The organism is Nonomuraea africana, from assembly GCF_014873535.1.
Classification (GTDB): Bacteria; Actinomycetota; Actinomycetes; order Streptosporangiales; family Streptosporangiaceae; genus Nonomuraea; species Nonomuraea africana.
Map to the genome: position 1 here is coordinate 5,599,094 of NZ_JADBEF010000001.1, position 21,608 is coordinate 5,620,701.

General features: G+C 71.3%; 20 protein-coding genes. 9 read left to right on the forward strand and 11 right to left on the reverse strand.

Features of this window, described 5'->3' with window-relative positions:
• Position 1: 1 nt before the first annotated feature.
• Genes H4W81_RS26515 through H4W81_RS26525 form a run of 3 tightly spaced genes read right to left on the reverse strand, consistent with a single transcriptional unit; the run spans position 2 to position 3,281 of the window.
• Complete coding sequence (locus tag H4W81_RS26515) at positions 2-1,510, reverse strand: glycoside hydrolase family 3 protein (RefSeq protein ID WP_192777295.1); 1,509 nt, start codon at positions 1,508-1,510, stop codon at positions 2-4.
• Positions 1,511-1,555: 45 nt separating this feature from the next.
• Positions 1,556-2,857, reverse strand: coding sequence for an alkaline phosphatase D family protein (locus H4W81_RS26520; RefSeq protein WP_225958805.1), 1,302 nt, complete (start codon positions 2,855-2,857; stop codon positions 1,556-1,558).
• A gap of 13 nt (positions 2,858-2,870) precedes the next feature.
• Positions 2,871-3,281 (reverse strand): DoxX family protein, encoded by a 411-nt coding sequence (locus tag H4W81_RS26525; protein ID WP_192777297.1) that lies wholly within the window; start codon positions 3,279-3,281, stop codon positions 2,871-2,873.
• A gap of 81 nt (positions 3,282-3,362) precedes the next feature.
• Between H4W81_RS26525 and H4W81_RS26530 the strand changes: the two genes are divergently transcribed.
• A complete protein-coding gene (locus H4W81_RS26530; protein ID WP_192777298.1) occupies positions 3,363-3,824 on the forward strand; it encodes a MarR family winged helix-turn-helix transcriptional regulator in 462 nt (153 codons plus the stop codon).
• Positions 3,825-3,874: 50 nt separating this feature from the next.
• Here H4W81_RS26530 and H4W81_RS49480 read toward each other — a convergent pair whose 3' ends face one another.
• Positions 3,875-5,755, reverse strand: a complete 1,881-nt coding sequence (locus H4W81_RS49480; RefSeq protein ID WP_318781970.1) for a beta-galactosidase — start codon at positions 5,753-5,755, stop codon at positions 3,875-3,877.
• Positions 5,756-5,820: 65 nt separating this feature from the next.
• A complete protein-coding gene (locus tag H4W81_RS26540) occupies positions 5,821-6,957 on the reverse strand; it encodes an acetyl-CoA C-acetyltransferase (protein ID WP_192777299.1) in 1,137 nt (378 codons plus the stop codon).
• 97 nt (positions 6,958-7,054) lie between these two features.
• Here H4W81_RS26540 and H4W81_RS26545 point away from each other — a divergent pair, with 97 nt between their 5' ends.
• Both H4W81_RS26545 and H4W81_RS26550 read left to right on the forward strand, forming a co-directional pair.
• Positions 7,055-7,720 (forward strand): TetR/AcrR family transcriptional regulator, encoded by a 666-nt coding sequence (locus H4W81_RS26545; protein WP_192777300.1) that lies wholly within the window; start codon positions 7,055-7,057, stop codon positions 7,718-7,720.
• Positions 7,717-8,442 carry a DNA alkylation repair protein gene (locus H4W81_RS26550; RefSeq protein ID WP_192777301.1) on the forward strand — a complete coding sequence of 242 codons (726 nt, stop codon included), beginning with the start codon at positions 7,717-7,719 and terminating at the stop codon, positions 8,440-8,442. Before H4W81_RS26545 ends, H4W81_RS26550 begins: the two co-directional genes overlap by 4 nt.
• Here H4W81_RS26550 and H4W81_RS26555 read toward each other — a convergent pair.
• Positions 8,384-9,214 (reverse strand): LysR family transcriptional regulator, encoded by an 831-nt coding sequence (locus tag H4W81_RS26555; protein ID WP_192777302.1) that lies wholly within the window; start codon positions 9,212-9,214, stop codon positions 8,384-8,386. The two genes, H4W81_RS26550 and H4W81_RS26555, sit on opposite strands and share 59 nt — an antisense overlap.
• Positions 9,215-9,260: 46 nt before the next feature.
• Between H4W81_RS26555 and metE the strand changes: the two genes are divergently transcribed.
• Positions 9,261-11,381, forward strand: coding sequence for a 5-methyltetrahydropteroyltriglutamate--homocysteine S-methyltransferase (metE, locus tag H4W81_RS26560; protein ID WP_192777303.1), 2,121 nt, complete (start codon positions 9,261-9,263; stop codon positions 11,379-11,381).
• Here the strand turns inward: metE and H4W81_RS26565 are convergent.
• Positions 11,344-13,251 carry a HelD family protein gene (locus H4W81_RS26565; RefSeq protein ID WP_192777304.1) on the reverse strand — a complete coding sequence of 636 codons (1,908 nt, stop codon included), beginning with the start codon at positions 13,249-13,251 and terminating at the stop codon, positions 11,344-11,346. The two genes, metE and H4W81_RS26565, sit on opposite strands and share 38 nt — an antisense overlap.
• Before the next feature lie 191 nt (positions 13,252-13,442).
• Here H4W81_RS26565 and H4W81_RS26570 point away from each other — a divergent pair, with 191 nt between their 5' ends.
• The 4 genes from H4W81_RS26570 to H4W81_RS26585 all read left to right on the forward strand — a co-directional run bounded on the left by H4W81_RS26570 (position 13,443) and on the right by H4W81_RS26585 (position 16,275).
• Complete coding sequence (locus tag H4W81_RS26570; protein ID WP_318781971.1) at positions 13,443-14,384, forward strand: LysR family transcriptional regulator; 942 nt, start codon at positions 13,443-13,445, stop codon at positions 14,382-14,384.
• 85 nt (positions 14,385-14,469) lie between these two features.
• Positions 14,470-15,021, forward strand: a complete 552-nt coding sequence (locus H4W81_RS26575) for an RNA polymerase sigma factor (RefSeq protein WP_192777306.1) — start codon at positions 14,470-14,472, stop codon at positions 15,019-15,021.
• Positions 15,018-15,893: a hypothetical protein gene (locus tag H4W81_RS26580; RefSeq protein ID WP_192777307.1), complete on the forward strand. Its 876-nt coding sequence runs from the start codon at positions 15,018-15,020 to the stop codon at positions 15,891-15,893. The genes H4W81_RS26575 and H4W81_RS26580 overlap by 4 nt, the downstream gene beginning before the upstream one ends.
• A 106-nt stretch (positions 15,894-15,999) precedes the next feature.
• Positions 16,000-16,275, forward strand: coding sequence for a hypothetical protein (locus H4W81_RS26585; protein ID WP_192777308.1), 276 nt, complete (start codon positions 16,000-16,002; stop codon positions 16,273-16,275).
• Positions 16,276-16,327: 52 nt separating this feature from the next.
• Here H4W81_RS26585 and H4W81_RS26590 read toward each other — a convergent pair whose 3' ends face one another.
• The 4 genes from H4W81_RS26590 to H4W81_RS49485 are packed head-to-tail and all read right to left on the reverse strand — an operon-like array spanning position 16,328 to position 20,394.
• Positions 16,328-17,158, reverse strand: a complete 831-nt coding sequence (locus tag H4W81_RS26590; RefSeq protein ID WP_225958806.1) for a carbohydrate ABC transporter permease — start codon at positions 17,156-17,158, stop codon at positions 16,328-16,330.
• Between the two features lie 53 nt (positions 17,159-17,211).
• Entirely contained in the window at positions 17,212-18,108 is an 897-nt protein-coding gene (locus H4W81_RS26595; RefSeq protein WP_192777310.1) for a carbohydrate ABC transporter permease, read from the reverse strand.
• 1 nt (position 18,109) lies between these two features.
• Positions 18,110-19,528, reverse strand: coding sequence for an N-acetylglucosamine/diacetylchitobiose ABC transporter substrate-binding protein (gene ngcE / locus H4W81_RS26600; protein WP_192777311.1), 1,419 nt, complete (start codon positions 19,526-19,528; stop codon positions 18,110-18,112).
• A 2-nt stretch (positions 19,529-19,530) separates the two neighbouring features.
• Positions 19,531-20,394 (reverse strand): MurR/RpiR family transcriptional regulator, encoded by an 864-nt coding sequence (locus H4W81_RS49485; protein ID WP_318781972.1) that lies wholly within the window; start codon positions 20,392-20,394, stop codon positions 19,531-19,533.
• Positions 20,395-20,625: 231 nt separating this feature from the next.
• Here H4W81_RS49485 and H4W81_RS26610 point away from each other — a divergent pair, with 231 nt between their 5' ends.
• Positions 20,626-21,576: an N-acetylglucosamine kinase gene (locus H4W81_RS26610; RefSeq protein WP_192777312.1), complete on the forward strand. Its 951-nt coding sequence runs from the start codon at positions 20,626-20,628 to the stop codon at positions 21,574-21,576.
• Positions 21,577-21,608 lie beyond the last annotated feature (32 nt).

Genomic DNA, 21,608 nt, shown 5'->3' on the forward strand with positions numbered 1-21,608 from the left:
CTCAGAGGGTACCCGTGATCACCTCGGCGGCGGCCTGCCCGCAGACGCGGGCCGAGCCGTACGTGGCGATATGAACGGCGCCGAGGTCGGACCGCTCGGGCAGGCCCATCTCCACCACCACGACGTCGCCGCGCGCGCTGAGCAGGTGGCCGATCGCCTCGGACTGCCACGGGTAGCGGTGCGCGTCGCGGGCGACGATCACCAGTGGCCGGTCGGCCGCCGCCTTGAGCAGATCCTCCAGTACGGCGGCGCGTGACTCCTCGGCGACGAGCCGGGTGACGGTCGTTCCCGGCAGCAGCTTGCTCAGCGGCTCGCCGACGCCCCACGGGGTGCCCTTGTCGATGGCCAGGTTCATCTCGGGGGCGAACTCGACGACCTGCGGGGCCACGGTGATCGGCAGGACGGCCGCGGCGGTCCTGCGGGTGACCCTGACGGCCCGCCTGGCGGCGATGAGCCCGATCTCTCCCTCCACCCGCGCCAGGTCGCCTTCCGCGGCGGCCCGCGGCCGGGCCGCGCGGGCCGCGGCCGACCAGGCGCCGAGGCCGGTGACACGGCGGGCGGCGTCGGCCAGCCGCTCCTCCGGCAGCCTGCCCTCCATCACCGCCCGCGCGATCGCGTCGCGCACCTCGACGGCCGTCGCCTCGTCCGACCGTTCGCCGCCCACGCAGATCGCGTCGGCCCCGGCGGCGATGGCCATCGCCGAGGCGCCGCCGACGCCGTACGCGCCGGAGACGGCGGCCATCTCGATCCCGTCGGTGATGATCACGCCCTCGAAGCCCAGCTCGTCACGGAGCAGCGCGGTCAGCACGTGCGGGCTGAGCGTGGCGGGGGTCGCGGGGTCGTAGCGGGGGACGAGCAGGTGTCCCGTCATGACGGACAGGACACCCTCTTCGATGGCCGCGCGAAAAGGGCGCAGATGCTTCTCGATCTCCCCCGCCACCACCGGTACCCCGTGATGGGAGTCGACGGTGGTGTCGCCGTGGCCGGGGAAGTGCTTGGCGCACGCGGCGACGCCCGTGGTCTGCATTCCTCGGACGAAGGCCCTGGTGTGCCTGGCGACCAGCTCGGGGTCAGCGCCGAACGCGCGCAGGCCGATGACCGGGTTGCCCGGGTTGGAGTTCACGTCTGCCGAGGGCGCGAAGTCGATCGTGATGCCCGCCGCCGCGAGGTCCCTTCCGAGGTCGCGGGCGAGCTCCTCGGTGAGCGCGACGTCGTCCACCACGCCCAGCGCGTAATTGCCTGGACGGCTGCTGCCCTTGGCGACCTCGAGCCTGGTCACCTCGCCCGACTCCTCGTCCACGCCCACCACCGCCGAGGGGTTCTCCGCGCGCAGCGCCGCCGTCAACTCGGCCACCTGGGCGGGGCCCGCGATGTTGCGGGAGAAGAGCACCACCCCAGCCAGGCCCGCCGACAGACGGCGGCGGAGCCAGTCGGGGGGCGCCGTCCCCACGAAACCCGGAAGGATGACGGAGTCGGCAAGGCGAAGCAAGTCGCGGCCAGGCTTGGGCATGACCCGAAATCTAATAGGAAAGTTTCCTATTTTCTAGAGGCATTTTCAGACGTCAACGCGTCTGATTCCGCGGCCCTCCGTGACGAACTCGGCGAGTGTGCGAACGGGCGCGCCCTTCCTGTCGACGAAGTCCACTCCCCTGAAGGCGACGCGGAAGTCGGTGGCGCTCGCCGTGCCCGACAGGTAGCCGCGGTGGGCGTCGAAGTAGCGCAGATGCGGGTTGGCCGCGAGCACTCCGGGACCATCGGTGACCGGCGGGTTGCTGCTGATCGCCGAGCCGACGAACTCGGCGCCGACCGTCTGGCCCGTGCCGGTGACGATGTCGCCCGCCCACGCGTTGTGCACGTCGCCGCTGAGCACGACCAGGTTCTGCGGGACGGCGGCGAGCAGGCGGGCGCGTTGCTCCGGCCGGCCGTCCCATGAGTCCTTGCGCAGGTTGGGCGGGGGACCCGGGACGAACCGCCTGGTGAAGAAGAGCGGCTGGACCAGCACCCGCCACCTGACCGGCGTGACCGCCATCCTGGCCAGCAGCCACGACTCCTGCTCGGCGCCGAGCATGGTGCCCGCGCCGCGGTACTGCCGCACGTCCAGGACCATGAAGTCGGCGATCGCGCCGTAGGTGCGCCTGCGGTACATCTGCAGCCCGCCGTCGCGCGGGCGCACGCGCAGCGGCATGTGCTCGTAGTAGGCCTGGTAGGCGGCGGCCCTGCGCCTGAGGAAGCGGTCGGAGCCGTCGCCGCGCCCCTGGTAGTTGTCCATCACCTCGTGGTCGTCCCAGGTCGGCACCCAGGGGGCGGCGGCGTGGGCGGCCTGCAGGTCGGGATCGCTCTTGTAGCGGGCGTAGCGGGCGCGGTATCCGGCCAGCGTGGTGGTCTCGTCGGCGGGGTCGACGCGGCGTACGCCGTGGGCGGGCCTGCCGTACTCGTAGATGTAGTCGCCGAGGTGGAAGACCACGTCGGGACGCTCGTCGGCCAGGTGCCGGTACGCGGTGTACCAGCCGTGCTCGAAGCGCTGGCAGTTGGCGGCGGCGAACCTGACCGGCTGCGTGGAGGCCGGGCCGGGGGCCGTTCTGGTACGGCCGGCGGGGCTGAGCTCGCCGCCCGACCTGAACCGGTAGAAGTAGTCGGTCGCCGGACGCAGCCCCTCGACCTTCACATGGACGCTGTGCGCCCAGGCCGGCTGGGCCCGCACGGCGCCCTGCCGGACGACCCTGGCGAACCGGTCGTCCTCGGCCATCTGCCAGTGCACCTCGACAGGGCGGGACAGACCGGTCAGCCGGGTCCAGAGGATCACGCCATCCGGTAAGGGCTCACCTGACGCGACTCCCAGAGTGAACGGATTCGGCATCCTCCGATGCTATTCAGGCGACGCTCGTCCTGCCCCGCTGCCAGAGCCGGTCGGCGGCGAGCGCGCCGCCGCCGGTGAACGCCAGCGCGAGGCTGGCCGCGCCCAGGACCAGCGGGAACTCGATGCCGCCCTTGTCGGCCAGGAAGCCGTTGGGGAGGTGGACGAAGAGGATGGCCCCCACCATGTCGAGGGCGAGCAGGACACCGAACACGGGCAGCGCCGCTCCGGCGATCAGCGCCACGCCGCCGACCACCTCCAGCACGGCGACGGCGGGCGCGGCCAGGCCGGGCAGCGGGATGCCGATCTGCTCGAAGAAGGCCGTCGTCCCCGCGATGCCCATGGTCGTGAACTTCATCCAGCCGTGAACGAGGAAGGTCACTCCCACAGCCACCCTGGCGAGCAGCAACGCGATCGATTGAGCCATGGTTTCCCTCACTGGGTTGTTCGGATTTGAACAACTACCATAGGCGGTCGTTCAACTTCAAACAACTCATAGACTGACAAGGTGAGCGAGTCGCGATGGCTGGACGCCGAGGAGATGTCGGCGTGGCAGGCGTTCCTCACCGCCTCCCACCTGCTGGACAGACGCATCGAGGAGCAGCTGAAGAGCGCGGCGGGGTTGACGCACCCGCAGTTCGAGATCCTGGCCATCCTGTCGGCCTCACCCGAGCGCCAGATGCGGATGACCGAGCTGGCGCGCAGGGTGGTGGTCTCCAAGAGCGGGCTCACCTACCAGGTCACCCAGCTGGAGAAGCGGGGCCTGGTCGAGCGCACCACCTGCCCGGGCGACGACAGGGGCGTGCTCGCGGTGCTCACGGGCGAGGGCATGCGCCACCTGGAGAAAACCGCCCCCGGGCACGTCGAGGTGGTGCGCAGATTCCTGATCGACCTCCTCACCCCCGAGGAACTGAGGATGATGGCCACGGCCATGCGCAAGGCGGAACACGCCATGCGCCTCTCCGCGTAGCTCCCCACCTGCCGGAACCCCGTGGCGTACCAGGGCGTTCGAGGGAACGTTCAGGTGCGGACGACGACCACGTCGCCCGCGGGGACGGGCACCCCCTCCACCACGGCGTCCTCGCCGGTGTGGTTGACGGCGAACAGGTAGGAGCGGCCGTCGGGGTGCGCCCGCCGGACGACCTCGACCCCCGGAGGGGCCTGGGCCGCGGGGGTGACGCCCGCCTCCTCGCAGACCCTGGCCATGATCGGGGACAGGTCGGCGGGCAGGGTGGTGACGTAATGGGCGGTGCCGCCGCCCCACTCGTTGCGGGTCCAGGCGGGCCGGCCGTCGCGGTAGGTGTCCAGGGCCTTGGCGGTGGTCAGGCGGGCTTGCTCGCTCCAGATCCTGCCCACGCCTCCCCCGGTCAGCGCGATCGGCTCGGTCAGCGGGAAGAACTCCTCGACGCTCACCCCGAGCAGGTCGCGGAAGGCGCCCGGGTAGCCGCCGAGCCTGACGCGGTCGTGGGGGTCGACGATCCCCGAGTACGGCCCGACCAGCGCCACGCCGCCCGCCGCGACGAAGCTCTCCAGGTTGGCCGCGCCCTCGTCGGAGACCAGGTAGAGCGAGGGCGCCACGACCAGCCGGTAGCCGGACAGATCGTGCTCGGGCCTGGCCAGGTCGCAGGTGATCCCCGCACGCCAGAGCGCGGCGTGCCACTCCTTGATCACCTCGACGGGCTTCAGGCGGTCCGTCGGCTGGGCGGGGTGGTCCTGGGCCCAGACGCTGTCGTGGTCGAGCAGGATCGCGACGTCGGCGGTGACCGTACTGCCGGAGACGTCGCGCAGCGACTCCAGCTCCCTGCCGAGGGCGACGACCTCCCGCCAGATCTTGGTGTCGGTGCCCGCGTGGGGCAGCATCGCCGAGTGCCACTTCTCCGCGCCGGCCCTCGACTGCCGCCACTGGAAGAACATGATCGCGTCGGCGCCCCTCGCCAGGTGCGCCAGGGAGTTGCGGCGCAGCTCGCCAGGGTCCTTGGCCAGGTTGAGGCCCTGCCAGTTGACCGCGCTCGTCGAGTGCTCCATCAGCAGCCACGGCCTGCCGCCGTTGAGCGAGCGGGCGTAGTCGGCGGCGAAGGCGAGGTCCTCGTGGGGGTGGTCGCCGATGAGGTAGTGGTCGGTGGAGACGACGTCCACGGCGTCGGCGAAGCTCCAGCAGTCCATGTCCCAGTGCGCGCCCGCCATCAGGTTGGTGGTAGCCGGCTTGGGTCCGAGCAGGGCGCGCTCGGCCCGGTAGAGGCTGACGAGGGCGTCGGAGGAGAAGCGCTTGAAGTCGAGCTCGTGCGCGGGGTTGGTGATGGTGGGCGTGGCCCTCGGGGGCAGGATCTGCGCCCAGTCGGAGTAGCGCTGGGACCAGAACGCGGTGCCCCACGCCTCGTTGAGCGTCTCCAGCGATTGATAGCGTTCACACAGCCAGGCGCGGAAGGCCGCCGCCGAGGCGTCGCAGTAGCAGCGGGCGTTGTGGCAGCCGTACTCGTTGTGCACGTGCCACATGACCACGGCCTCGTGGTCGCGGTAGCGGTCGGCGACCTTCTCCGCGATGCGCAGCGCCCTGTCCCTGTAGATCGGCGAGCTCGGGCAGAAGCCCTGCCTGCTGCCGTGGTGGAGCCTTCGCCCGTCCCTGTCCACGGGCAGCGCCTCGGGATAGGTGTGGCCGAACCACGGAGGAGGGGCGGCGGTGGGGGTGGCGAGGCAGGCCTCGATCCCGTGGGAGCCCAGCAGGTCGAGGACCCTGTCGAACCAGTCGAAGTCGAACCTGCCCTCCTCGGGCTCGAGGTGCGACCAGGCGAAGATGCCGACGCTCACGCGGGTGACCCCCGCCTCGCGCATGAGGGCGACGTCCTCCGTCCAGGTCTCCTCTGGCCACTGCTCGGGGTTCCAGTCGCCGCCGTAGACGATCACGTGAGCTCCTCTGCGTCGAAGTGTGACGTCAGCGGATTAAAACGTTCTTCTCGGCCTGGCACAAGTCAGAGGCGCTCGATGATGGTCACGTTGGCCTGGCCGCCGCCCTCGCACATGGTCTGGAGCCCGTAGCGCCCGCCCACGCGCTCCAGCTCGTGGATCAGCTTCACCGCCAGCACCGCTCCCGTCGCGCCGAGAGGGTGCCCGAGCGCGATCGCGCCCCCGTTGGGGTTGACCACCGCGGGGTCGGCGCCCGTCGCCTTGAGCCAGGCCAGCACGACCGAGGCGAACGCCTCGTTGATCTCGACGGCGTCGAAGTCGGAGATGGACAGGCCCGTCCTCGCCAGGGCGTGCGCGGTCGCCGGGATCGGGGCGTCGAGCATCACGACCGGGCTCGCGCCGCGCACCGACAGGTGGTGGACGCGGGCGCGGGGGGTGAGGCCGTGCTCGCGTACGGCCCGCTCCGACGCGACGAGCAGCGCGGCGGCCCCGTCGGAGATCTGCGAGGACAGCGCGGCGGTCAGCGAGCCACCGGGCAGGAGGGTGCGCAGCGCGGCCATCTTCTCCATCGAGGTGTCCCTGCGCGGCCCCTCGTCGACGGCGACGCCCTCGTAGGGCGCGATCTCCCGCTCGAAGCGGCCCGTGTCGATGGCGCGCAGCGCGCGTTCGTGCGAGGCGAGGGCGAACGCCTCCATCTCCTCGCGCGTCAGGCCCCAGTCGGCGGCGATCCGCTCGGCGCCGTCGAACTGGGAGATCTCCTGCGTGCCGTACCGCGCGGCCCATCCCTTGGAGCCCGAGTACGGCGTGTCGAACCCCGGGAAGACCATGGCCGTGGAGATGGGCACCATGCTCATGTTCTGCACCCCGCCCGCCACGACCAGGTCGGCCGTGCCGGACAGCACCGCCTGGGCGGCGAAGTGCAGGGCCTGCTGGGAGGAGCCGCACTGGCGGTCGACGGTCACGCCGGGCACCTCCTCCGGCAGCCCCGCGGCCAGCCAGCAGGTACGGGCGACGTCTCCCGCCTGCGGTCCCACCGTGTCGACGCAGCCGAAGACCACGTCGTCGACGGCGGCGGGGTCGATGTCCGAGACGACCTGGTTGATGACGTGGGCGCCCAGGTCGGCAGGATGCGCCGCCGCCAGCCCCCCGTTCCTGCGTCCGACGGGGGTCCTGGCCGCCGCGACGATGTAGGCCTCGCTCATACCCATAGACTAGCAAGCGCTTGGTTCACACAGGAACCGCCGGTGAGCTGGGAGGGTTCGGTGAACAAGCGATTGCGCAAGGGCTCATAATGGAGAGGTGACCACGCGAAAGAACTCCACCGCCGCACCCCCGAAGGCCAAGCGCGCCACCGCGTCGGGATCGGCCTCCGAGCGCCGTGACCACCTCGTGAAGCTCGCCGCGGAGATCTTCGCACGCAAGGGCTTCCAGGCGACGACCGTGCGCGAGATCGCCAACGAGGCGGGAATCCTCTCCGGAAGTCTCTACCACCATTTCGACTCCAAGGAGACGATCGTCGACGAGGTGCTCTCCACCTTCCTCGACGACCTCATCGCCCGCTACCGCGCGGCCCTGGAGAGCGGCGGTGAGCCGCGCGCGGTGCTGTCGGAGATGGTGCGCATCGGGTTCGGCACACTCGAGCCGCACCGCGCCGCCATCACGGTCATGCAGAACGACTGGAACTACCTGCGCCAGTTCCCCCGCTTCAACTACCTCGTCAAGGCCGAGGACGACGTGGAGCAGATGTGGGTGAAGCAGATCAAGGCCGGCCAGGGGGCGGGGCAGTTCCGCGCCGACGTCGACCCGAAGCTGACCTACCGCATGATCCGCGACACCATCTGGGTGGCGGTGCGCTGGTTCCGTCCCGGCGGCCGGCTCAACACCACGGGCCTGGCCGAGCACTACATCACCGTGCTCTTCGACGGCCTGGCCACCGGCGAGCGGTCCACCCAGCCGAAGGCATGAGCCTCGGCAAGGCGGTACGGCTGGCACTGCAGGAGGTCGCCGAGCCCGGCAAGGCCGCGGCCATGCAGGCGTACATGAAGTCGGACATGCCGTTCCTGGGCGTGCAGGCCGGCCCGCGGCGGGCGGCGCTGAAGAGGGTCTTCACCGAGCACCGCATCGACTCCGCGCCCGAGTGGCGGCGCTCGGTGCTGGAGCTGTGGCGCGAGGCCGACTACCGCGAGGAGCGCTACGCCGCGATCGAGCTGTCGGGCTTCCGCTTCTACCGCGCCTGGCAGTCCCTCTACACGGTCCCGATGTACGAGGAGATGATCGTCACCGGCGCCTGGTGGGACCTGGTCGACGAGCTGGCCACGCACCGGATCGGCGGTCTGCTCGCCGCCTATCCCGACGCGATGCGCCCGCTGTTGCTGGAGTGGGCGCACTCCGACGATCTCTGGAAGCGCCGCACCGCGATCCTGAGCCAGAACAGGTTCAAGGCGCGGACCGACACCGCGCTGCTCTACGCCTGCATCGAGCCGAGCCTGTCCGACATCGACTTCTTCGCCCGCAAGGCGATCGGCTGGGCGCTGCGCGAGTACGCCAAGACCAACCCCCGCGAGGTGGTCCGCTACGTCGAGGCGAAGGGCATCAGCGGCCTGAGCCGCCGCGAGGCGTTGAAGAATGTCACCGGGTCCACAGCGCCTGCTGCACCGCCTGCACCAGCGCCATCAGCTCGGGCCTGACGCTCTCCCCCGCCCACGCCAGCGTGTAGGTGAGGCGCAGGTCGGCCTCCAGTGGGACGAACCTGATGTCGTCGCGGCGCACGGTCCTGGCCACCAGCTGCGGGATCGGCAGCAGCCCCGCGCCCGCGGCGACCAGGTCGAGCGCGGCGGCGAAGTCGTCGTCGGCCACCTGCCGGTGCCTGCCGGGCAGCCCGGCCCACCGGCCGCCGGGGATCAGCACGTCGCGTCCGGCGAGGTCGGCGGCGACCACCCCGGAGCGCCAGGGATGGTCCACCGGCACGGCCAGCCGGTCCACCGTGACGTGGAACCTGGCCCCCGTGCCGAACCTGGGCGGCGCGGGGACGGCCACGATCGCGGCCGAGACCTCCCCCGCGTCGAGCGCCCGCGCCGCCGCGCCTCTGCCCGCCGTCCTCAGCTCGACGGCGATCCCCCTCGCGGCGAGCCGTCTCGCGACCCTGGCGACGAGCGGTCCCGCCAACGGTGGATAAGCCAGGTGAATGACCGGGCGGGCCAGTCGTGCCGCCTCGTGGCCGAACGCGGCCATGCTGTCGAGCACCTGGCGGGCGGCGTCGAGCAGGGCCGCACCCTCGGGCGTCAGCCGTACCTGCCGGGCGGATCTGTCGAACAGCCGCAGACCCAGGGAGTTCTCCAGCCTGGTGACGGCCTGGCTCACGGCGGGCTGGGACAGGCCCAGGTCGGCTGCCGCCCGCGAGAAGCTGAGCAGCGCGGCGACCCTCGCGAAGCACTGGATCTCCCGAAGCATAAGCAGCATGAATAGATGATGCACCCGGACACGAACCACGGGTTGGGTGGGCCGCATGAGAACGACCGTGCTGGGCTATCCGAGGATCGGCCCGAACCGTGAACTGAAGCGGGCCCTCGAGTCCTACTGGGACGGGCGGATCACCCGCGCCGAACTCGACCAGGTGGGAGCGGACCTGCGCGAGGGGACCTGGCGGCGCCTGGCCGAGCTGGGGCTCGACGCGCTGCCCTCCAACACCTTCTCCCTCTACGACCAGGTGCTCGACACGGCGGTGATGCTGGGCGCGGTGCCCCCGCGCTATCTCGAGGCCGCCGATCCCTACTTCGCGATGGCGCGCGGCACCCAGGGCCTGGCGCCGCTGCGGATGACCAAGTGGTTCGACACCAACTACCACTACCTCGTGCCGGAGATCTCCCCTTCGACGGTCTTCCGGCTGGACGCGGCCAAGCCCCTCGGCGAGGTACGGCAGGCGAAGGCGCTTGGCTTCGACACCAGGCCGGTGGTGCTCGGCCCGGTGACGTTCCTGCTGCTGGCGGGGGCGCCGGAGCGGCTCGACGAGGTGCTCGGCTGCTACGAGGAGCTGTTGTCGGCGCTGGCCGCCGAGGGCGTGGACTGGGTGCAGCTCGACGAGCCCGCGCTGGTCTGCGACAGGACGCCGGAGGAGCTGGCGGCGGTGCGCGCGGCCTATGAGCGGCTCGGCGCGCACCCGTCCAGGCCCGCGCTGCTGGTGGCGGCCTACTTCGGCGACCTGGGCGAGGCGCTGCCGGTGCTGGCGGCCACCCCGGTCGAGGGGATCGGCGTGGACCTGGTGCGCGGGAGCCTGCCGCTCGAGCTTCCCGGCAGGACGGTGTTCGCGGGCGTGGTGTCGGGGCGGGACGTCTGGCGGACCCGCGAGGCCGAGGCGCTGGCGGCGCTGCGGGCCGTACGGGCCGGTGAGGTGGTGGTGAGCACCTCGTGCTCGCTGCAGCACGTCCCCTACAGCCTTGCCGTGGAGGAGCGGCTGGATCCCGCGCTGCGGGAGCGGCTGGCCTTCGCCGAGGAGAAGGTGGCGGAGGTGGTCGAGCTGGCGCGGCTGTTCGCCGAGGGGGCGGCGCCCGCGCCCACCCGGGTGACGGCTCCGGCGACCGCAGAGCGGCCCGCGCCGAGGGCGCGCAGCCCCTACCCGGTCAGGGCGAGGGCGCAGGCCGAGCATCTCGGGCTGCCGAGGCTGCCGATCACCACGATCGGCTCCTTCCCGCAGACCGGCGAGCTGCGGGCGGCCCGCGCGGACCGCTCGCTCCCGCGGGCGACGTACGAGGCGCTGGTCGAGGGCGAGATCGAGCGGGCGATCAGGGTCCAGGAGCGGCTCGGCCTCGACGTCCTGGTGCACGGCGAGCCCGAGCGCAACGACATGGTGCAGTACTTCGCCGAGCACCTCGACGGGTTCGCGGTGACCGAGCACGGCTGGGTCCAGTCGTACGGCTCGCGCTGCACGCGCCCGCCCCTCCTGTACGGCGACGTCAGCAGGCCCTCGCCGATCACCGTGAGGTGGGCGCGGTACGCGCAGTCGCTGACCGCCAAGCCGGTCAAGGGCATGCTGACGGGGCCCGTCACGATCGTCGCGTGGTCGTTCGTCCGCGACGACCTGCCGCTGCGCGAGGTGACCCACCAGGTCGCCGACGCGATCGCGGAGGAGGTGCGCGACCTGGAGGCGGCGGGGATCTCGGTCATCCAGGTGGACGAGCCCGCGCTGCGGGAGCTGCTGCCGCTGCGCGCCGCCGCCCAGCCGTCCTACCTGGAGTGGGCCGTCTCCGCCTATCGCAGGGCCACCTCCGTCGCCGCCGACCGCACCCAGATCCACACGCACCTCTGCTACTCGGACGCCGACCAGATCATCTCCGCGATCGACGCGCTCGACGCCGACGTGACCACGATCGAGTCGGCCAGGTCGGGCGCGCGAGCGCCGGAGGGCTTCCCCCGCGGTCTCGGTCCCGGGGTGTACGACATCCACTCGCCGCGCGTGCCCACCGAGGACGAGGTCGAGGCGCTGCTGAAGGCCGCGCTCGACGCGCTGCCCGCCGAGCGGCTGTGGGTCAACCCCGACTGCGGCCTGAAGACCCGCACCTACGAGCAGGTGGAGGCGTCGCTGGCCAACGTGGTCAAGGCGACCCTGCGGGTACGGGCAGCGGTCCGATGACGTCGAGCCTGGACACGGCCCTGGTGAGCGCCACGTAGAGACGGTTGAGCCCGCGCGGCTCGGCGGCGACGACCGCCGCGGGCTCGACCACCACCACATGGTCGTACTCCAGGCCCTTGACCAGGCTCGCCGGCATCACGCTGACCCGCTCGTCGTCGAGGCCGAGGGCGGCCAGCCGCGCCGCCAGCGCGGGCAGCGCGGCGTCGGCCGCGATCACGCCGATCGAGCCCTCGTGCTCCATCGCCTCCCTGACGGCCCTCTCCACCTCGTCGCTCCCGCGCAGCCGCAGCCGTCCGTCCGACCTGAACGAGCGGGTGGGCGGCACGTCCACGCCGAGTTCGGCCAGCAGCCTGTTGGCCAGCTCGACGACCACGGCGGGCACCCTGAACCCGGTGGTCAGCGCGATCACCCTGGCGTCCGGTTTTCCCAGGCTCCGCAGCTGCCCGGCCCAGTCACGAGCCGCCCAGGGGGCGGTGCCCTGGGCGAGGTCGCCGAGCACGGTCAGCGAGCCGTACTCGCTCCTGCGAGCGATCGCGCGGCACTGCATCGGCGAGAGGTCCTGCGCCTCGTCGACGATCACGTGACCGTAGCCCCTGGGGTGCTCGAGCAGCCCGGCCAGCTCGTCGAGCAGCACCGCGTCGGCCGCCGTCCATCTGTGACGGCGGCGGGTGATCGCCTCGCGCTCCTTCGCGGTGAGGAGGCCCTCCGCGTGCGGCTCCGGGTCGGCCAGCAGGTCGGCCAGCACCTCCTCCGGCTTCACGGCCGGCCACACGGCGTCGACCGCCGGGGTCACCGCCCTGGTCATCCTGCGCAGCCAGGCCGCGTCCCCGCCGCGCCCCCGCAGCTCGGCCTGCCGCCGCACCAGCGCGACCGTCTGCGAGAGCACCCGCTCCCTGCCGGTCAGGTACGGCAGCGCCGCCCGCCTCGCCCCTTCCACGATGCGCCGGAGGTCGTCCTCGGCCACCCGCCACACGAACGCGCCGTCGCGCACGGCCACCGGCTCGACCGGCCTGCTGATGCGCCCGTACAGCGCCCTCCTGAGCACCGCGGCCATCCTGTCGTCGTGCTTGACGACCGCGGCCTCGACGGTGTCCTCGCCCGTCACCGGGACTCGCTGGAGCAGCTCGTCGACGGTCGTCTGCTCGACGTCGACCTCGCCGAGCGCGGGCAGCACGGCGCCGATGTAGCCGAGGAAGGCGCGGTTGGGCCCGAGGATCAGCACGCCGTGCCGGTCGAGCCGCTGCCTGTGGGTGTAGAGCAGGTAGGCCGCCCGGTGCAGGCCGACGGCGGTCTTCCCGGTGCCGGGCGCGCCCTGCACGCAGATCGACTCCTCCAGCTCGGCGCGGACCAGTTCGTCCTGCTCGGGCTGGATGGTGGCGACGATGTCCCGCATCGGGCCGACTCTGGGGCGTTCGAGCTCGGCGGCCAGGATCCGGCCTGCCACCCGCTCGTCCCTGTCGAGGTGCTCGTCCTCGAAGCCGGTGAGGGTCTGGCCCGACCAGCCGTACCTGCGGCGCATGGCGACCCCGCGCCGGTCCGCGGCGTGGGCGCGGTAGAACGCCGTGGAGACGGGAGCCCGCCAGTCGATCACGACCGGCGGGTGTCCCGGCTCTCCTGAGATGTGGCGGCGGCCGAGATAGTGGCGGTGGCCGTCCTCCAGGTCGAGGCGGCCGAAGAACGGCGGGCCCTCGGGGGCCTCGCCGAGCTCCTTGGCGAGGCTCTTGAGGTGGCGGCCGAGACGCTCGGCGCTGTAGCGGTCGCCCGCCACGCTCTCCCCGACGATGACGTTGTGGCGCGCTCCGTCGAGCATGCGCCGGAGCCCCTTCCTGCACTCGGCGACGTAGGCGCGCTCTGTCTCGAGTTCGGTCATGAAGCAAGTGTAACTGAGTTACTTTTTTAACTTGGTCACAGCATGAAGCCCCCCCTGTGGAGGGAGAGGAGGGCGAAGACCTGGGCGTGGGTGAACCGGAAGAACATGCGACAAGGCTCTCGCCGAGCCGGACACCGCGTCCAACACCGGAAATATCAGGATTAACGCGCTTCTGTTGTTAATGTGTGGGCGTGGACATCAACCCCCGGCTCCTGCGGGTATTCGTGACGGTCGCCGAGGAGCTCCACTTCGGGCGCGCGGCCGCCCGGCTGTACGTGGCCCAGCAGGCGCTCAGCCGCGACGTCCGCAGGCTCGAGGAGCAACTCGGCGTGGCGCTCTTCGCGCGCTCCACCCGGCAGGTGGAGCTGACCCAGGCGGGGGCCGGGCTGGTGCCTTCGGCGCGGCGGCTGCTGGCCGTCCACGACGAGCTGGTCGCGCAGATCCGCGGCGCGGCGGGACCGCTCCTCGTCGACTTCAACAGCCCGGGCGCGGCGCTGCCCCCGCACCTGATCAGGGCGCGAGAGCTGGCGCCCGAGGCGGAGATCGTCGCCCGCTTCCACGGCGGGCTGGCCGCGGGGGCGGCGGCCATCCTGGCGGGCGCGGCCGACGTGTCGTTCGGCCGCTTCGCCGGCCTGGACCCCGACGTGCGGACGCGGCTGGCGCAGACGCCGGTGCGGCTCCAGCCGCTGACCGTGATCCTGCCGCCCGCGCACCCGCTGGCCGAGCTGCCCGAGGTGCCGCTCAGCGTGCTGGCCGACTTCCCCATCGACATCATGGCCGGCAACCCGGCCACCACCGAGTGGACGGATCTGGGACGGCGGCTGGCGGAGGAGTTCGGGCTCAGGCTGGCCGCTCCGCACGCCTGCCCGATCGGTCTCGACGAACTGCTGGTCTACCTGCGGCGGCACGGCGAGGCGGTGCTGTCGAGCGTCGGCTGGGTCGACGTGGAAGGCGCGGTGGCCCGCCCGCTGGTCGATCCGGTGCCGCTGTCGCTGGTCAGCCTGGTCCACCGGCAGGGCCTGCGGCATCCGGGCCTGACCGCGCTGTTCCAGGCGATCGCCGAGGAGGACGGCTGGATGGATCGGCCGCCCGGCTCGTGGCTTCCCGCCCCGGACGAGGCGCTGCTCGGCTGAGACTCGATCGGCTTTCGTCATGAAACATGTCGGTTGAGCCGCACATCTCCCAGGTGACGCGTCCCCCAGGAAAGGAAGTCACCGCGTGGGACCACCTGAACCGCGGCAGCTCTTCGAGGAGATCTACCTGGCCCACTATCCGGCTGTGTCCGGATACATCGCCCGGCGCACCGACTCTCCCGACGACACCGCCGACGTGATCTCCGAGACGTTCACGACCGCCTGGCGACGGCTCGCGGACATCCCGCCGGGAGAGGAGGCCAGACTGTGGCTGTACGGCGTGGCCAGGCGGATCCTCGCCAACCACTACCGCGCCGAGTCCCGAAGGACCGCGCTGGCCGTGCGGCTGCGGGCGGACCTCACCCGCTGGGCGCACTCCGTGGCCGAGCGCGAGCCCGACGCGGCGCGTGCGGCCTTCGCCCGGCTCTCCGACGACGACAGGGAGCTCCTCTCCCTCGTCGGCTGGGAGGGCCTGAACACCGCCGAGATCGCCAAGGTCCTCGGCTGCTCGGGCGGCGCCGCCCGCATCCGCCTGCACAGGGCGCGCAAGCGACTGGCCGCCGAGCTGGCCGCTGCCGACCTCGACCTCACCCGGTACGGCGCCCGTGCCGTTGCCCTCGCCAGGGAGCGCACATGACCCACGACCTCGACCGCATCGTCGCCGCCCTCGCCCCCGACCCCGGCCCCGGACTGGTTCCCGGCGCCCACGACCTGATGAGAGAGATCATGGACACCTCCCCCGAACCGACCGTCCAGCCCGCCGTCGCGTCCAGCGGGCGGCGCGGGCGGATGGGCTGGCGGATCGCCGTGCCCGCCGTGGCCGTCCTCGCCGCCTCGGTGACCGTGCTCGGCTGGACCTCCGCCCTACCGGTCTTCGGCCCCGAGCCGGTGGGCGCCGCGCTGGTGATCACGCAGGAGGACGGCTACTACGTCATCCAGGTGAAGGACCTGCGCGCCGACCCCCCCAAGTACCAGGAGCAGCTCAAGGCGCTCGGTCTGGACGTCTCGCTCAGGCTGATCCCCGCCACCCCCGGTCTGGTCGGCAATCTCCTCGCCACCGCGCCCTCAGGCGACGTGATCCAGGAGTTCAAGACCATCGACCGCCCAGGCCCCTGCGACAAGCTGGGCAGCTGCCCGATCGGGCTGAAGATCCCCGTCGGATACAAGGGCACGGCCCTGGTGGAGCTTGGCCGTGAGGCCGAGCCGGGCGAGAAGTACTTCTCCTCGACCGCGTTCGACGCCAAGGGAGAGCCCATGCACTGCGTGCCGTACGTCAACAAGAAGGTCGGCGAGGTACGCACGATCCTGGCCGAGCGCGGGCTCTCCATCATGGGGTTCGCGACAGGGAACAGCCCCGAAACGATCAAGGAGGTCGCCACGGTTCCCGACTCGTGGTACGTCACCGCGGGTTTTCTGGTCATGCCGGGCCAGGCCACGCTGTTCGCCGGGCCTGAACCCAAGGCCGACCATCTCGTCAAGATGCGATGGAAGAAGCAGGGCTGCTCCTGACCCCGCCGCGGGGAGAGGGACCCATGGGGGCGGGCCCCTCTCCCCTGGGCGGAAACTTCGCCCCGCTCGCGGTGACCGGGCGGGATGCCGGGGTAGCTGCACGGTCATGAGCGAGACACCTGATGCCAGGTACACGGGGGAAGAGGCGGCCGAGCGCGTCGACAGGGCGTTGAACGACGACGCGTCGCCCGACGAGGTGGACCAGCGCGACGCCCAGGTCGTGGCGGACACGGAGGCGGCGCCGGTGCGCCCTGAGCGCGGCCCCTACGCCGACGAGGACGCGGAGGAAGGCGATCCGGAGGAGGCCGCGCACCGCGAGACGCTCTGGGACGGGTCCGCCGCACCGCCCCGCGCGGACGAGGGGGTCGAACCGCCGGACTGAGCAGGCCACCCGGCACCCGTCGCCCGCCCGCCAGGCGGGACGACGGGTGCGGCTACTTGAGCGCCCCCGCCGTCAGCCCGCTCTGGATCTGGCGCTGGAAGACGGTGTAGACGACGAGCATGGGCAGGATCGCGAGGGTCAGCGCGGCGAACAGCGCCGACCAGTCCTGGTCGTAGCCCGCCGCGGTGGAGATGTCGGCGATGCCCTGGGTCAGCACCCACTTGTCGCGCTCCTGCAGCAGGACCAGCGGGAGCTGGTACTGGTTCCACTGGCCCAGCACGTTGAAGATCGTGATGCTTACGAGGCCGGGACGGGCCATCGGGAGCATGATCTGGAAGAAGATCCGGGTGTGCGAGGCGCCGTCCACCAGGGCCGCCTCGGCGACCGCGGTGGGCAGGGTGCGGAAGAAGGCGGCCAGGAAGAAGACGGTGAAGGGCATCGAGTAGGCGATGTAGACCAGCACCACCCCCGCATGGGTGTTCAGCCCGATGAAGGGGATGGCCCGCCCCATGTTCTGCACGACGAAGAAGAGCGGGGTCAGGGCCAGGTAGACGGGGAAGGCGAGCCCCGAGACGAACAGCAGGTAGAAGGCGCGGTTGCCGCGGAAGGGATAGCGGGCCAGCACGTAGGCGGCCATCGACCCGAGCAGCATGGTGCCGAGCGTGCTGAACGAGACGACGATGACGCTGTTGAGCATGTACTGGCCGATGTGGGCCTGCTCCCACGCCCTGGCGAAGTTGTCCCACCGCAGCGAGGCGGGCAGCGACCAGGCGTCGCCGAAGATCTCGTCCTCGCTCTTGACCGACGCGAGGAAGGTCCAGAGGATCGGAACGACCATGAGGACGGTCCAGACCATCAGCGCCACGTGGCTCAGCGCCGACAAGGGTCCCAGCCGAGTACGCCGGTCCTTTCTGACCGACTTCCGGGAAAGGTACATCAGTACTCGATTCGTTCCCGACGCGAGAGGCGCAGGGCCAGGATCGCGAAGCCGATGGTGAAGAAGAACATGATCACGCCGAGCGCCGAGGCGTAGCCGAAGCGGAAGTACTGGAAGGCGTTGCGGTAGATCTCGGCGGCCATGACCGTGGTGGAGAAGTCGGGCCCGCCGTGCTGGTCGGTCATCACCCAGACGATGGCGAACACGTCGAGGGCGAGGATGCCCAGGTAGACCCAGGCGACCTGGACGGTGTCCCACAGCAGCGGCAGCGTGATGCGGAAGAACAGCGAGAAGCGGCCCGCGCCGTCGATCTGGGCGGCCTCGAACATGTCGCCGGGGATCGAGGCGAGCCCCGCCGAGAACAGCACGACGTAGAACCCGACGGCCTGCCAGACCATGACGCCGAGCACGGACCAGAAGGCGACCGAGGGATCGGAGAGGAACCCGACGGACGGCAGCCCGAGCGCCATGAGGGGGCCGTTGAGCATGCCGCTGTCGTCGGGCCTGAACACCTGCTGGAACAGCACCGCGACCACGGCCACGGCCAGGACCTGGGGAAAGAAGAACACCACCCGGTAGAACTTCGATCCCCTGACCCCCGAGACGCCTTTTCCTCCCACGTTGAGCAGGAAGGCGAAGAACAGCGACAGCACGATGGTGATCAGCGGCAGCAGCACGAGCAGCAGCGCGTTGTGCGACACCGCCTTCCAGAAGATCCCGTCGCTGAAGAGCCGCTGGAAGTTCTCCAGCCCGATGAACCGCGGCGCGGCGGACACGCCGCGCCAGTCGGTCATCGAGATGTAGAACGCCTGCACGTACGGCGCGATCACGTAGATCAGGTACAGCGTGACGGGCGCCGCGAGGAACGAGGTGATGAAGAGGCGACGACGCAGCATGTCAGCGCTTGTACTTCTTGATCGCGGAGTCGTTCTTGAGCTCGTCGGCCTTCTTCTGGATGCGCTCCAGGTACTTGTCGGGGGTCAGGCCGCCGCTCATCAGCTGGCCCGTGGCGGCGATGGCCTCGTCCTTGAGCTGGGCGTACCAGCGCTCCCAGCGGAAGTAGACGGTGTTCGCGCCCGCCGCGGCGACCGCGTCGGAGGCGCTCTTGACGCCGGACGACAGCTCCCTGCCCTCGCCCGCCCCCTTGACCACGGTGACGGTGCGGACGAGCTCGCTGAAGTCGCCCGCCGCCTTCTTCGACAGCATGGCGCGCAGGTACTCCATGCCGCCCTGCGGGTTGGCGCCCTTGGACGGCACGATGAAGTTCTCGCCCGGCTGGGTGTGCAGCGTGCCGTACGGCATCTTGTCGGAGCTCGTGACGTCGGGGACGACGAACATCTGGTAGGCGAAGTCGGCCGGGGTGGTGTCCTTCTGCTCGTTCTCCAGCCAGGAGCCGGAGGGCAGCATGGCGACCTCGTACTTGTTCTGCGCGGTCTGCGTCTGCACGTGGTCGAGCCCGGCGGTGCCCTGCATCAGGTACTTGGCGCCGACCTCGGCCCAGCGGGTGGCCGACTCCTTCATCGCCTCGGTGGTCCAGGCGCCGTCCTCGAGGTTGTCGATGTTGACCAGGACCTCGTTACCGCCGATCTTGGCCGCCATGGTCAGCAGGGCCTCGTAGAGGTACTGCGGGAACTTGCCCGCGTAGGTGAAGGGGGCCATCTTGCCGGACTTCTTGATGGTCTCGCAGAGCGCGGTGAACTCGTCCCAGGTCTTCGGCGCCGCCCAGCCGTTCTCGTCGAAGGCCTTCTTCGAGTACCAGATGCCGTAGATGTAGTTCACATAGCCGAGCACGCTGAACTTGCCGTCGTAGGTGCCGATCTCGATCACGGCGGGGTCGATGGAGTCGCGCACCTTCATGGCCGGGTCGTCCCAGGTGGGGGCGTCGAGCAGCGGGGTGAGATCCTGCAGCTGGCCGTCCTGGGCGAGCGCGCCGAAGTCCATGAAGTTGGCGCCCGAGTTGTCGATGACGTCGGGCGGGTTGCCGCCGGCGAAGCGCGGCTGGAGGACCTTGGTGATCTCCTTGGTGGCGTTGTGCTTGATCTGCGCCTTGGGGTACTTCGTGGCGAACAGCGGCTGGTGGATGTCCTTGGCGTAGGCCTGGCCGAATCCGCCGTCGAAGATCCAGATCTCCAGCGGCTTGTCGGCCGCGACCCCGAACGGGTTGGCGGCGCTGGTCGCGGCAGCCGCGGGCGCGGAGGTGGCGGGCGCCTGCGCGGGCGTGGCGCAGGCGGCGAGCGCCCCCGCCGCCGGAATGAGAACGGCGCTGCGGAGGAGTTCGCGTCGCGTGATGTGAGGAGTGTGGGGGGTGTTCGGCATGACTACTCCAGTCGATGACTCTCCACGGCCTTGATGGTCAGTTCGAAGGCCTGATTGGTCCGTTCATAGGTTTGCTGGGCGATCGCCACGTAGACGGCGTCCAGCACGAACAGCTGTGAGTGGACGGCGGCGAGGCCGCCGAGCCTGAACGTGGTCTCCCTGCTGGCCGTGGTGAGCACCAGGTCGGCCAGCTCGGCCAGCGGCGAGCGGGCGAAGGAGGTGACCGCGACGCAGACCGCGCCGTGGGTACGGGCCTCGGTCAGCGCCTCCATCACCTCGCGGGTGCGGCCGCGGTGCGAGATGCCGATCGCCACGTCGCCCCTGCCGAGCAGCGCCGCGTCGGCGAGGGAGACGTGCGCGTCGCCCGAGCTCCAGCAGGGCACGCCGATGCGGCGCAGCCGTCCCTCGAACATCGTGGCCACGGCCCCGCTGGTGGAGACGCCGACCAGCAGCACCCTGCTGGCGGCCACGATCGCGTCGGCGACCTGGCCGACGGTGGCCAGGTCGAGCTGGGCGGCGGTGTCCTGGATCAGACGGCTGTCGGCGGCGGCCATGACCTCGATCGCCGCGTCCAGCGGGTCGTCGGGGCCGATGTCCTGGCCGACCCCCGCGCCCCATCCGGCCTGCGCGGCCCGTCCGGTCTCGGTGGCCAGCGCGACTCGCAGCTCGGCGTAGCCGGAGAAGCCGAACGCCCTGCAGAACCTGGTCACCGTGGCGGGCGAGCTGCCCGCCCGCTCGGCGAGCGCGATGATCGTCGAGCGCGCGGCCTCGGCCGGATCGCCCAGGATCACCTCGCCGACCCTGCGCAGGGCTTCGGGGAGGCCGGGCAACTCCGTTTCGACGCGGCCGAGGGCACCAGATGGCACGAATATTCCTTCCGAATATCGGACCTTGCGGCGAAAATTATTCTTGCAATCGGGTCACGTCAAGACTCAGGATGTGACACGTGCATAACGGCGACCTGGCTGGGCGGTGTTTGGGCGCCCACGTCGTCTCCGCCCCTTTTCCGTGGCCGCGAGCTGGACTCTCCTTGGTGGACGGCCGAGCGGTACGGTGGCCTCGGCACGGTCGGCGCGAGCGAAGTGGAGGGGTGAGCCGTGGAACGCGGTGACATCGTGATCGGCGTCGACGCGGGCGCCACCTCCACCCGGGTGGCCGTGCACGCCCTCGACGGCGCCAGGCTCGGCTACGGCACGGCGGGCGGCGGGAACCCCAGCGCCCACGGCGCCGAGGCGGCGGCCGCCGCGATCGGGACGGCGCTGGCCCGCGCCCTCGACGGGCTCGATCCCTCGCGCGTGTCCCGCTCCGTGGCGGGCGTGGCCGGCAACGCCCTGAACTTCGGCGCCGCCCTCGACAAGCTCTGGGCCGACCACGGCCTGGCCGTCGGCCCACGGCTGATGAACGACGTGCCGATCGCCTACGCGGCCGGGTCGGCCGCGCCATCCGGCACGCTGCTGCTGTCGGGCACGGGAGCGGTCGCCGCCCGCATCACCGCGCACGACCTCGACGAGCTGTCCGACGGGCTCGGCTGGCTGCTCGGCGACGCGGGCTCGGGCTTCTGGATCGGCAGGGCGGGCGCCAAGGCCGTCGTCCACGCCCTCGACCGCGGCGAGACCGGCGGGCCGCTGTCCGAGCTGATCGTGACCCACTTCCTCGGCGTCGACCGCGGCCCCACCCCGCGCGCGGAGGCCGAGCGGATCGTCAGACTCGCCCAGCACGACCGGACCACCCTCGGCCCGCTGGCCACCCTGGTCAGCAGGGCCGCCGCCGAGGGCGACCCGATGGCCGTGGAGATCGCCGATCGCGCCGCGGCCCACCTGGCCGCCACGGTCGCCAGGGTCTACGACGGCGGGCCGATCGTGCTGGCGGGCTCGGTGCTGACCAACGAAGGCCCGGTACGGCACGCCGTACAGCGGCTGCTGGAAGAGCGGTGGGCGGCGCGGGTCGTCGTCGCCCGCGACGGGGCGGGAGCGGCCGCCTGGCTGGCCGCGCTGGAGCTGCTCCCCGAGGGAGCGGCGGCGGCGCTGCATCCCGCCTTCACCGGCTGATCAGCCCTTCGCCGCACCCGCGACCTCCTCGG

Bases quoted from the DNA above. Each gene is read 5' to 3' on its own strand.
- H4W81_RS26515 (WP_192777295.1), bottom strand. From the start codon at position 1,510: ATGCCCAAGCCTGGCCGCGACTTGCTTCGCCTTGCCGACTCCGTCATC.
- H4W81_RS26520 (WP_225958805.1), bottom strand. From the start codon at position 2,857: ATGCCGAATCCGTTCACTCTGGGAGTCGCGTCAGGTGAGCCCTTACCG.
- H4W81_RS26525 (WP_192777297.1), bottom strand. From the start codon at position 3,281: ATGGCTCAATCGATCGCGTTGCTGCTCGCCAGGGTGGCTGTGGGAGTG.
- H4W81_RS26540 (WP_192777299.1), bottom strand. From the start codon at position 6,957: ATGAGCGAGGCCTACATCGTCGCGGCGGCCAGGACCCCCGTCGGACGC.
- H4W81_RS26550 (WP_192777301.1), top strand. From the start codon at position 7,717: ATGAGCCTCGGCAAGGCGGTACGGCTGGCACTGCAGGAGGTCGCCGAG.
- H4W81_RS26555 (WP_192777302.1), bottom strand. From the start codon at position 9,214: ATGCTGCTTATGCTTCGGGAGATCCAGTGCTTCGCGAGGGTCGCCGCG.
- metE (WP_192777303.1), top strand. From the start codon at position 9,261: ATGAGAACGACCGTGCTGGGCTATCCGAGGATCGGCCCGAACCGTGAA.
- H4W81_RS26565 (WP_192777304.1), bottom strand. From the start codon at position 13,251: ATGACCGAACTCGAGACAGAGCGCGCCTACGTCGCCGAGTGCAGGAAG.
- H4W81_RS26580 (WP_192777307.1), top strand. From the start codon at position 15,018: ATGACCCACGACCTCGACCGCATCGTCGCCGCCCTCGCCCCCGACCCC.
- H4W81_RS26585 (WP_192777308.1), top strand. From the start codon at position 16,000: ATGAGCGAGACACCTGATGCCAGGTACACGGGGGAAGAGGCGGCCGAG.
- H4W81_RS26595 (WP_192777310.1), bottom strand. From the start codon at position 18,108: ATGCTGCGTCGTCGCCTCTTCATCACCTCGTTCCTCGCGGCGCCCGTC.
- ngcE (WP_192777311.1), bottom strand. From the start codon at position 19,528: ATGCCGAACACCCCCCACACTCCTCACATCACGCGACGCGAACTCCTC.